Below are 13,057 nucleotides of genomic sequence, written 5' to 3' on the forward strand. Positions count from 1 at the left end.
TTACTTATCAGTTACTACGTAAATTGGACCTGCAAATGGTTTTAGACCACTATTTCTAAGGGTAATCACATAGTAATACGTTCCTGTTGGCACGTTACCAGAGTTACCAACTGAAGAGTTAATTGTTTGTCCACCCCAATCGTTTTGATAATTGTTGTTTTTGTAAACTATAGCTCCCCATCTGTTATAAATCTCTACTTCATACACAAAACCGCAGGCTTCAACTCCTCCAATTTGGAAAGTGTCATTCGTACCATCTCCATTGGCTGTTACAGTCTTCGATATTCTAACATCTTCCTGACCACATGGTAACACAATACAATCACCGTTGAGAGTTATATTAACATCAACTTCTACTGGACACGTATTACCTAACGAATATCTGAAGGTGTATATCTCACCAACAGCTCCACCATCTTGTGGATTAAATAAGTTATTATCCAATGTTATTGTGTTTCCAATAACGATAGACCAAATTCCGCTTGTATCAACATCTGGTTGTAAGAAGTCAAATAAGTCAATTATACCATCATCAATACATCTATTACCATCTGTAGCAGTGATTTGAGGTGTCGTTACAGCGATTACTTGTGAAACAATAGTTATGTTTCCGCAACCATCATCAACAGTCCAATCTCTAATAATTTCGTAGTCATCTGTATTAGGGAAGAAGTTGATGGTTTCTTCGAATTCTACTGTTACATTTGCAGAACAATTATCCTCGAATTCTAAATCTGGAATTTCTGGAATTGCATCGCATTCTACCGTTATATTGTTATCAAAGTCAGTAGTAACCAAAGTTGGAGCCGTACTGTCAATAACAGTTATGGTCTGAATAAATGGTTCAGAAATATTACCACATCCATCATCGAATGTCCAAGTTCTTGTTCTAACGTAAGCATTAGTGCAGTCAGTATCAGCTACCGTTTCATCACTTACCAATGTTGTAGTAATATTAGAAGAACAATTATCAGTTACTTCAGGCTCTAAAATTAATGCATCGTCTAATGCAGTAGTATCAGAACACTCAATAGTTACATCTAAATTACCTTCTGGAGTTGTAACCTCAGGAGCGGTTGTATCTACAACGTTTATTGTTTGTACATCAGTTGCAGTATTTCCACATTCATCAGTTGCAGTCCAAGTACGTATTATTGTAAATTGACCATCACAATTACCAGGAGATGTAACATCTTCTGAAGTAATGTTAATAGTTTGACTGCATGTATCTGTAGCAGTGGCGATTCCTGTAGCGTTAGTTGAGCTATCCTCTGAACATTCAATTGTTATATCAGCTGGAACAGTGATAACAGGTGCATCCGTATCAATGACATTAATTGTTTGTGTTGCCGTAGATGAGTTACCACAGTCATCAGTAGCTGTCCAAGTACGTGTTACACTATACTCACCAGCACAGTCACCAGAAGTAGTTACATCGTCGAAAGTTAAAGTGAAATCCGAACCACAAGCATCTGTAGCTGTAGCTTGAGCGAACTCAGGCGTAGCAGGACAGTTGATTGTTGATTCTGCAGGAAGTGCGTCGAATACAGGCGCATCCGTATCAATTACATTAATTGTTTGTGTTGCCGTAGATGAGTTGCCACAGTCATCAGTAGCCGTCCAAGTACGTGTTACACTATATTCACCAGCACAGTCACCAGGAGTAGTTACATCGTCGAAAGTTAAAGTGAAATCCGAACCACAAGCATCTGTAGCTGTAGCTTGAGCGAACTCAGGCGCAGCAGGACAGTTAATTGTTGATTCTGCAGGAAGTGCGTCGAATACAGGCGCATCCGTATCAATTACATTAATTGTTTGTGTTGCCGTAGATGAGTTGCCACAGTCATCAGTAGCTGTCCAAGTACGTGTTACACTATATTCACCAGCACAGTCACCAGGAGTAGTTACATCGTCGAAAGTTAAAGTGAAATCCGAACCACAAGCATCTGTAGCTGTAGCTTGAGCGAACTCAGGCGTAGCAGGACAGTTGATTGTTGATTCTGCAGGAAGCATATCAATAACTGGAGCTGTAGTGTCTACAATTGTAAATGTTGCATTATAAGTACTAGAGTTATTTGAAGCATCGGTTAATGTATAAATAACATCTATCGAGCCAGCTGCACCGCAAGCAATTACTAAATTATTATAAGAATAATTCGATGTCACTGTAAAGTTTGAATCACAATTATCAGTTGCACAATTTAATAATGTCTGAATATTAGCTGCATCCCAAGCATTTGCTAAAGCTTCATTATTATCTCCATCACATTCAAGAGTTTCATCCAAAACACTGCATTGAGAAGTGTCAGGCGGTGTAGTATCAGCAATTAAATCAGTAGTAATTTCTGTCATTGCAGTTACAGGAGTTCCATTAGTTACATCTGTAGCTGTAACAATCGCTGTATTGTCAACCTCTAGAGCAATAACATCATCTTCCGTAATAGGATAGTTAGCCGTATAGACCCAAGTTTCATTTGTATCTAGTTCATTATCCCCATCGGTATCCCCAGAAGCTAGCACTAGAGGAATAGCAGGAGTTGCATTATCGAGTAGTGAATCAGTAACAACAACATTCTCTAAACTTGTATTACCAGTATTTGTTAATGTAATGGTGTAAGTAATAGTTTCACCAACCTCAGAACATTGATTAATGTTTTCATTATTAAATACTCCAACTTTTACTAAAGCTATTGAAGCAGAATTACAGAGTGCTGTAATTGTCGGATTATCTTCTGTTACAATATCGTTATCTGATAAATCAGTAACAACATCTTGGTTTGGTCCAGACGATGTACCTTGAACAGTTGCTTGGTTAGTAACACTTCCAGCATCGATATCATCTTGTGTGATAAGATAAGTTGCATTGAAAATCCAAGTTTCGTTTACATCTAATAAGTTATCTGAATTGTCATCTCCACTTACTAATACAATATTTATTACTGGATTTGGAGCTTCAAATAGAGGATCTGTTATAGAAATGGCACTTAAAGGCACATTACCTTGGTTAGTTACAGTGAAGGTATAATCAATAGTTTCATCCACATCAGAACATTGATTTTGATTACCATCTACAAAGACAGCAGTTTTTATTAATGCTATAGCAGGTGCAGGTGTTTGCTGAATCGTAATATATACTGTAGCAGTATCTGTAGCGCCATTATCATCAGTGATGGTGTAGGTAAAAGAATCTGTACCACTAAAGCCAGAGTTAGGCGTATAGGTAAATGTACCGTCAGGGTTTATTACCAGTGTTCCATTGCTAGGGTTTGTATTACTTGTCACGGTAAAGTCATCCCCTTCCGGGTCATTATCGTTATCCGTTACATTACCAGTGATGGTAGTATCCACTTCACCATTATAGGCATCATCATTAGCGACTGTGATATTAGCATTATCAGATACCACTTGAATAGTTACTGTAGCGGTATCACAAGCTGGTGTAGGCGTATTATCATCGCAGATAGTGTAAGTAAAAGTATCTTCACCTTCAAAGCCTGGATTAGGTGTGTAGGTGTAGGTACCATCAGGATTTACTACCACGGTACCATTAGCAGGGTCCGTGTTTGCTGTTACTGTAATCGGGTCCCCATCTGGGTCAAAGTCATTTGCAATGACCGTACCCGATACAGGCGTATCGACTTCAGTAGTGTTGGTATCGTCATTAGCTACTGGCGGCTCGTTACCAGAGGTAGGCATAGGTGCTACTTCGATAGTTACGATAGCCGTATCACAAGCGATAGGATTCCCGGCATCACATACTTCGTAAGTGAAGGTATCTTCCCCTACGAAATCGGTATTAGGTGTATAGGTATAGGTACCATCAGGATTGAATACTAGCGTACCATTATTAGGACCAGTACCAGTAATAAGTGTAAATGTTTCTGTACCTGCAGGCCCATCAGGGTTCAGGTCATTAGTACCCACATCACCAGAAACAGGCGTGTTGACGAATGTATCATTGATATCGTTAATAGCCATGATATCATTACCAGAATCACCAGCCACAGTAATGTATACCGTAGCAGTATCTGTAGCGCCATTATCATCAGTGATGGTGTAGGTAAAAGAGTCTGTACCACTAAAGCCAGAGTTAGGCGTATAGGTAAATGTACCGTCAGGGTTTATTACCAGTGTTCCATTGCTAGGGTTTGTATTACTTGTCACGGTAAAGTCATCCCCTTCAGGGTCATTATCGTTATCCGTTACATTACCAGAGACATCCGTATCAGATATTGTTGTATAGGCATCATCATTAGCGACTGTGATATTAGCATTATCAGGTACCACTTGAATAGTTACTGTAGCGGTATCACAAGCTGGTGTAGGCGTATTATCATCGCAGATAGTGTAAGTAAAAGTATCTTCACCTTCAAAGCCTGGATTAGGTGTGTAGGTGTAGGTACCATCAGGATTTACTACCACGGTACCATTAGCAGGGTCCGTGTTTGCTGTTACTGTAATCGGGTCCCCATCTGGGTCAAAGTCATTTGCAATGACCGTACCCGATACAGGCGTATCGACTTCAGTAGTGTTGGTATCGTCATTAGCTACTGGCGGCTCGTTACCAGAGGTAGGCATAGGTGCTACTTCGATAGTTACGATAGCCGTATCACAAGCGATAGGATTCCCGGCATCACATACTTCGTAAGTGAAGGTATCTTCCCCTACGAAATCGGTATTAGGTGTATAGGTATAGGTACCATCAGGATTGAATACTAGCGTACCATTATTAGGACCAGTACCAGTAATAAGTGTAAACGTTTCTGTACCTGCAGGCCCATCAGGGTTCAGGTCATTAGTACCCACATCACCAGAAACAGGCGTGTTGACGAATGTATCATTGATATCGTTGATGGCAGTAATACAATTAGCAAGAATCGTAACTTCAACTGTAGTTGTGCATAAGTTAGCATCAATAACATTTACAGTGTAAACACCTGCTGATAAATCATTAAATGTCCCATTATTTTGATTAGTGCCACCATCAATATTATATGTATAAGGTGCAGTTCCGTCTTGGGCTTCAACAGTTACACTTCCAGTGGCAGAGCAAACAATATCAGTTTGAGAAGTAATACTAGCAGTTAGAGCAGCAAGGGGTTCTTCAACGGTTGCACTGTCAGTAATAGTACATCCATTAGCATCAGTAATTGTAACAGAATAAGTTCCTGCAGGAAGATTTGTAATATCTTCAGTAGTTGCTCCATTTGACCACAAGAAAGTATAATCAGTAGTTCCACCATTGACTGTTAAGTCTAAAGAACCTGTGTTTTCTCCATGACAAGCTACATCTGTAACAGCTATTCCTGTACTTAAAGCGGTTGGTTCATTTACAGTAGTAGAACTCACAGAATCACAACCAGTATCTGTATCACTTACAGTAACAGTATAAGTGCCAGCTACTAAACCTGATATAGATTGCGTAGTTTCACCATTACTCCATAAATAAGTAAAATTGCCTAAACCACCAGTTACGTTTACTGTTGCGTTTCCATCATTTCCTCCATTACATGATACATCAGTAGAAGAAGCTACAGCTGAAAGATTTCTACAATCACCATCATTTACTGAGACAGTAGTAGTGGCTGTACAACCATTTTCGTCAGTTACAGTAACTGTATAATTTCCATCACTTAAATTAGTAGCAGTTTGAGTTGTTTGTATAGGTGTTGTATTCCAAGAATATGTATATCCAGGTGTTCCACCAGAAGGATTAGCTGTAACTGTTCCGTCGTTAGTTGTAGGTCCAGTCTCATCAGTAGATGTCGCAGTAACACTAACTGCCGTAGACGGTTCAGTAATTGTAATACTTTCTTCAACTGGAGAACAGACAGTTCCGTCAATTGTTACACTTACAGTGTAAACCCCAGCTATTTGATTACTTATTGTACTTGAAGTAACACCACTATCTATTTGCTGTGGTGTTGTATTCCAGGTAAAAGTAAATGTAGCATTTGAATTTGCTATAGAACTTGCAGTTACAGTAGCATTTCCAGTACTATCACCTTTACACAATATGTTGTCTATATCACCAACAGCGATTACAGCATCACAATCACTCACACAATTGATTACTACACTTTGCACCGCAGTACAGCCATTAGCATCAGTAACTGTAACGGAATATTGAGTACCTCCAGTTATATCTCCTGAAAGGTTAGTAGCTGTTTGTGTTGTTTGACCGTCACTCCATAAATATGTATACGCTCCAGTACCTCCTGAAGGAGTCGCAGTAGCTGTACCATTAGCACATCCTAATGTTGCATTCGCATTCGTTTTTGTTAACTCTAAACTTATTACTTCAGGCTGAGTAATTTGTACTGGGGTAGATAATGTTGCAGTACAACCATTAGCATCAGTAACAATAACATTATAGCTATCAGCTGCTAAACCAGAAAGATCTTCTGTATCAGCACCATTAGACCAAGCATAAGTATATGGTAATGTTCCGCCATCAACAGTTAAATCAATAGATCCTGAATTATCTCCATTACATAATAAGTTTGTACCGGTAGCTTGTACAGTAAGCTCAGCATCGGGTTGAGCAATAGTGGCGCTAGCTGTTTCCGTACATCCGTTAGCATCAGTAATCGTATAGTTATAAGTTCCTGCAGCAAGCCCAGAATGTGTTTGGTCAGTTGTAACATCTGTTGCCGTAAAGTCCCCAGAAATATCATAAGGACTCGTTCCACCAGCAAAACTAATCGTTATAGACCCATCAGAAAAACCGAAACACGAAACATTAGAAGCTACAGTTGCACTAGCTGTTACATCAGAAGGCGCAGCAGCAATAGTAGCACTAGCTGTTTCCGTACATCCGTTAGCATCTGTAATCGTATAGTTATAAGTACCAGCAGCAAGCCCAGAATGTGTTTGGTCAGTTGTTACATCTGTTGCCGTAAAGTCACCAGAAATATCATAAGGACTTGTTCCACCAGCAAAGCTGATTGTAATTGATCCATCGGTTAAACCAAAACAAGAGATTTCAGAAGCTACAGTTGCACTAGCTGTTACATCAGAAGGCGCAGCAGCAATAGTAGCACTAGCTGTTTCCGTACATCCGTTAGCATCAGTAATCGTATAGTTATAAGTACCAGCAGCAAGCCCAGAATGCGTTTGGTCAGTTGTAACATCTGTTGCCGTAAAGTCACCAGAAATATCATAAGGACTTGTACCACCAGCAAAGCTAATAGTAATAGACCCATCAGTTAAGCCGAAACAAGAGATTTCAGAAGCTACAGTTGCACTAGCTGTTACATCAGAAGGTGCAGCAGCAATAGTAGCACTAGCCGTTTCCGTACATCCGTTAGCATCAGTAATCGTATAGTTATAAGTACCAGCCGCTAAACCAGAATGCGTTTGGTCAGTTGTTACATCTGTTGCCGTAAAGTCCCCAGAAATATCATAAGGACTTGTACCACCAGCAAAGCTGATTGTGATTGACCCATCAGTTAAGCCAAAACAAGAGATTTCAGAAGCTACAGTTGCACTAGCTGTTACATCAGAAGGTGCAGCAGCAATAGTAGCACTAGCTGTTTCCGTACATCCGTTAGCATCAGTAATCGTATAGTTATAAGTACCAGCAGCAAGCCCAGAATGTGTTTGGTCAGTTGTTACATCTGTTGCCGTAAAGTCACCAGAAATATCATAAGGACTTGTTCCACCAGCAAAGCTGATTGTGATTGACCCATCAGTTAAGCCAAAACAAGAGATTTCAGAAGCTACAGTTGCACTAGCTGTTACATCAGAAGGTGCAGCAGCAATAGTAGCGCTAGCCGTTTCCGTACATCCGTTAGCATCAGTAATCGTATAGTTATAAGTACCAGCAGCAAGCCCAGAATGTGTTTGGTCAGTTGTTACATCTGTTGCCGTAAAGTCCCCAGAAATATCATAAGGACTTGTTCCACCAGCAAAGCTGATTGTGATAGACCCATCAGTTAAGCCAAAACAAGAGATTTCAGAAGCTACAGTTGCACTAGCAGTAAGTTCTGTATTTGGCTGGTCTATAGTAAAGCTTTCAGCAAGAGTACACCCATTAGCATCAGTAATAGTCACAGAATAGTTACCAGCAGCAACTCCATTAAGATCTTGAGTTGTTCCATTATTTGACCATAAATATGAATATGGCGCGGTACCTCCAGAAACAGTAATATCAATAGCACCTGAAGCCTCTCCATTACATTGAGCATCAGTTATATTCGAGTTAGATATTGAAAGTTCTGCAGAAGGACTATCAATAATTATCTCCATACCGCTTGCAAACGTAAATGAGCAACCAGCAGAATCTTCAACTACGACATTATATTGACCTGCAGAAAGATTGTTTAAATCCTGTGTGGTATCTGATATGGGGTTTCCATCTTTTGTCCATGAATATGTATAAGGTGGAAATCCGCCAGTAATATTAAGGTCTATAGCACCATTTGTGTTACCAAAACAATCTATATCTGTAGTAGAATTAACTTCTGCTTCTAGAGTGGCAAGTGTTATTTGAGTTGTACTAGGAGTGTTTTCACATCCAGTTGCTATATTTCTTATGCCAAATACATAAGTTCCAGGACCTAAATTGTTAAAAATAGGTGAAGACTGGTAAGCACCACCATTTACGATATCTACATTATATTCAAAAAAGCCTCCAATAGGGTCTACTACTTCTAAATTGTAAGTACCATCGGCATTACAAGAAACATCTAGTGTTGGGTTATCTGGATCGGCATTATATGTTAATGTTACGGTATTTGTGTCGCAAATGCTTCCGAAAGATGGAGGTAGACAAACCTCGTATTCAAAAGTAACTGTACCAATAAAACCTGCAGGTGGCATGTATGTAAACGTACCATCAGGTTCACTAAAATTTAGAGTACCTGTACCAAGGTTTGAAGGCGTGGTTTGTAAAGTGTTAGCCACTAGAGAATATGTTGAACCATCAGGAACAGACGTACTGTTGTCAATCTCTCCGTTATAAATACCATCAATACAGCCTAAACCAGTTTGTGGTAGCGCATATCTTTGTAGTATAAAAAGTTTCCCATCTCCATCATCTTTTGAAGCAGCAACAAACTCTACTCTAGATATTTTAGAACCTACAGGGGCTATATTATCTAATTCAAATATGGCTATTGCAATGGATTGCGTATTATTAACTTCTCTATCAGACTCCCAATAATCCGATCCATCCGCAGGAGGATTAGGACCATCACCGTCTCTTAAATCACCAGATGTTCTTACAAACGTATCACCTAATACAGTTTCAGTTGTTTCTCCAAAACGGGTACCAAACATTCTGATGTAGTAACAGTTGTTACCTCCACGTTCTGTAACTGCCAAAATACCGCCTTCGTTAGAAGGTATTGCAGGATTATAAAATAAGGTTTGTATTTGTGCATCTGTCTCTGTCTCACCATTAGTTCCGTTAGCTTGATCAAAGTCTTCACAGATATCATCTCCATTACCGTTAGATGTAAAATAAAAGTTGAGATTTTTGGATTTAAATGCCGTTAGAGCAGCATTATCCCAATCGCTAGTAGTATCTGTAGGGTCAAATGTAGCAGTTTCACTAGTACCTATTATTTCACCAGTAAAGGGTCCTGTGGTATATGGTGGTAATGGATTTTGACTATTCAAAACAATACCATTTCGGTTATGTCTTCCGTTTTCGCCACCGGTTCCGCCTAATCGTGTTAACTGGTAAGCCGTAGGTGCAGCAAAAGCGTCAAAGACCACCCCGTTAATGGTTATGGACTCTATAGTTGCCGCTCGGTTATTCTCAGTAGGGTCTATATCTCCATTACCATCCACATCTTGTATGTCTGACCATTGGAAAGTAACACCAGTTCTAATGGATGGTGATTGTGTACCAACTTGAGCAAATATTTTGTTAGGAAGATAAAGTAATCCGAGAATAACGAATACTCTTAATACTTTAAAGATTGAAATACAATTGTACTTGTTTTTCATAATACAAGGGTTATCTATATATTTTTATCACACCAAACAACTCATACTAAAATTCAATTATAAAAAATTGAAAAAAAGTACACGCTGTAAGCATTATTCTAAATCTTATTTTCTGGAGGGAATGCTTATTTAAAGCACTTATGGATTAATATAATTGATTTAATAGCTATACAAATCAACACACATCACGCTGTAGTTACAAATAAACCTTTTTAAGTACATATATATTCGTTGAGCGACATTATCGTGTATTTTAACGATTTAAATTACTATTCGTCTATAATTGTTGATTATTCTAAACAATTAGCGAAAAGCTTTACATTTTTAGCAAAAACTCATTTAAATTGCTATCATTTTTGTTAATTTATTATTAATAATTCGATTGGTTTTTTCTCTTTTGTCAAAAATTGACTGTTAAAATTTGTGCAATCTATGACTTTAATCTGAAAAAACAAACATTTAATCGTAAAAAAATGTATTTCACCGAATGAACTATAAAATTTTAATCATAGTTAGGCACGCAAAATCATCTTGGGAGCACAATGTTTCTGATGTCGAACGTCCACTCAAAACAAGAGGAGTTAGAGACGCATCACTAATAGCTAAAGAATTTAAAAGCAAAAATTATAGTATAGATGCTGTGTATTCTAGTCCTGCAAATAGAGCATTATCTACTTGTAATATATTTAAAGACATTCTTGGTTGGTCACCTGATTTAATTGAGAATGATGAAGAATTATACGACTTTAGTGGGGAGCAAGTCATAAATTTTATAAAAAACATCGATAATCAACTTGAAACAGTAGTTATATTTGGTCATAACCACGCTCTTACCTCAATTATTAACCTTATGGGAGATAAGTACATCGATAATTTGCCAACTTCTGGTTTGGTTGTGCTAAAGTTTGATATAGACTCATGGAAATATGCTAAATATGGACAAACAGAACTCATTATGTTTCCGAGAGATTATAGGCCTTAATTTTTTACTTAATTCACTAGTACTTGTTTTTTTGAACGGTTATATTTGAAAAAAGATTTCTTAATGACCAAATCCAATAATATCTATATTAATAGAGAACTAAGTTGGCTTAAATTTAATGCCCGTGTACTTCAAGAAGCAGCTGATGAAAACGTTCCTCTTATTGAACGTTTGCGATTCATAGGAATTTTCTCTAATAATCTTGATGAGTTTTTTAAAGTTAGGTACGCTACGGTAAAGCGTATTGATCAAGCTGGAAAAGGTGGAAAAAGTCAGTTAGGGATTAAGGCTAGCGATTTGTTAAAGCTTATTACTAATACAGTTATTGAGCACCAAAGTACCAGTCTTGGTATTTTAAGTCGTATTCAAAAAGAATTGCAAGTAGAGAACATACATATTATAGATGAAACAAAAATTGAATCATTTCATCACGATTTTATAAAAAACTATTTTCATCAAGAAGTCAGTCCTGGTTTAGTGACCATAATATTAAATGACCAAGTAGAACTCCCTTTGTTAAAAGATACTGCGGCTTACTTAGTTGTAAAAATGGATTTGAGCTCAGGAGCTAATCAATATGCGTTACTAGAGATATCTAAAACGATGGACAGATTTGTTGTTTTGCCTGAGCATAATGGAAAAAGTTATATCATTCTTGTGGACGACTTAATCCGCTATTGTTTAAAAGACATCTTTGATATTTTTGACTATACTGCCATATCAGCAAATATGATAAAGATTACGAGAGATGGTGAGTTAGATTTTGATAGCGACTTAAGTAAAAGTTTTATTGCAAAAATCTCTGATAGCGTTAAGGATCGTCAGATAGGAGAGCCAGTAAGATTTGTGTACGATAAAACTATCGACGAAGATACACTTAAGTACCTCATGGATAAAATGGGTATTGATGACAAGGATAGTGTAATCCCTGGCGGAAGATATCATAACCGAAGAGATTATATGGGTTTCCCTAGTTTAGGTCGAAATGATTTAATGTATGAGAAGATAGCTCCGCTTCCTGTTAAAGGATTAAGTCTTAACGAAAGTATATTTAACGCAATAGCAAAAAAAGATTATATGGTTCATACGCCATATCATACATTTAATTACGTTGTAAAGTTCCTAAGAGAGGCAGCACTTGACCCTAAAGTAAAGACCATAAAAATCACCATATATAGATTAGCGCAAATCTCTCATGTAGCTAGCTCATTAATTAACGCAGCAAAAAACGGAAAGAAAGTTACTGTATCTATTGAGCTACGTGCACGATTTGATGAAGAAGCAAACATTATGTACGCTGAGCAGATGCAAAGTGAAGGTGTTCATATGTTATTTGGAGTCACAGGACTAAAAGTACATAGTAAAATGTGTGTTATTGAGCGCCAAGAAGATAAAAAGACAAAACGTTATGGCTTTATTAGTACAGGAAATTTTAACGAATCTACAGCTAGAATCTACACAGATTTTACGCTTCTAACATCTGACCAAAGGCTATTAAAAGATATTAATAAAGTCTTTAATTTCTTTGAAGTTAACTATAAGATTAACAGGTACAAACATATTATAACCTCACCACATTACACTCAGGGTAAAATATTTGCATTAATCGATAAAGAAATTGAAAATGCAAAAGAAGGTAAGCCAGCTTTTATTAAATTGAAGATGAATAGCATGAGTAGCTACAAAATGATTGACAAACTTTACGAGGCAAGTCGTTTTGGGGTAAAAATACAAATGATTATTCGCGGTATTTGCTGTTTAGTACCTGGAGTAGAAGGGATGAGCGAAAATATTGAAGTCATCAGTATTGTAGACAAGTTTCTTGAACATACAAGACTTTACGTATTCGGAAACAATGACAAGCCAATAATCTATATTTCTTCAGCAGATTGGATGACCAGAAATATAGATAATAGAGTAGAAGTGACTTGTCCTATTTATGATGAAGATATTAAAAGAGAGTTATTAGATATGTTTGAAATTTATTGGAGTGATAATGTAAAGGCTCGTGTCATCGACCAAAATCAAGACAATAATTACAGAACAACCACATCTAGTGAAAAAATACGCTCTCAATTCAAAGTGTATGATTACTATAAAAACCAATTAGAGAGTTAG

General features: G+C 37.6%; 3 protein-coding genes. 2 read left to right on the forward strand and 1 reads right to left on the reverse strand.

The window, feature by feature from the left end; all coding sequences use genetic code 11:
• Entirely contained in the window at window positions 1-9,957 is a 9,957-nt protein-coding gene (locus tag BUB95_RS14255; RefSeq protein ID WP_073086357.1) for an Ig-like domain-containing protein, read from the reverse strand.
• A gap of 487 nt (window positions 9,958-10,444) precedes the next feature.
• On the opposite strand from BUB95_RS14255, the gene BUB95_RS10860 reads away from it, so the two are divergent.
• Window positions 10,445-10,939: a SixA phosphatase family protein gene (locus BUB95_RS10860; protein WP_073086359.1), complete on the forward strand. Its 495-nt coding sequence runs from the start codon at window positions 10,445-10,447 to the stop codon at window positions 10,937-10,939.
• A gap of 63 nt (window positions 10,940-11,002) precedes the next feature.
• Window positions 11,003-13,057 (forward strand): polyphosphate kinase 1, encoded by a 2,055-nt coding sequence (gene ppk1 / locus BUB95_RS10865; protein WP_073086361.1) that lies wholly within the window; start codon window positions 11,003-11,005, stop codon window positions 13,055-13,057.

This window comes from Winogradskyella jejuensis (genome assembly GCF_900129745.1).
GTDB lineage: Bacteria > Bacteroidota > Bacteroidia > Flavobacteriales > Flavobacteriaceae > Winogradskyella > Winogradskyella jejuensis.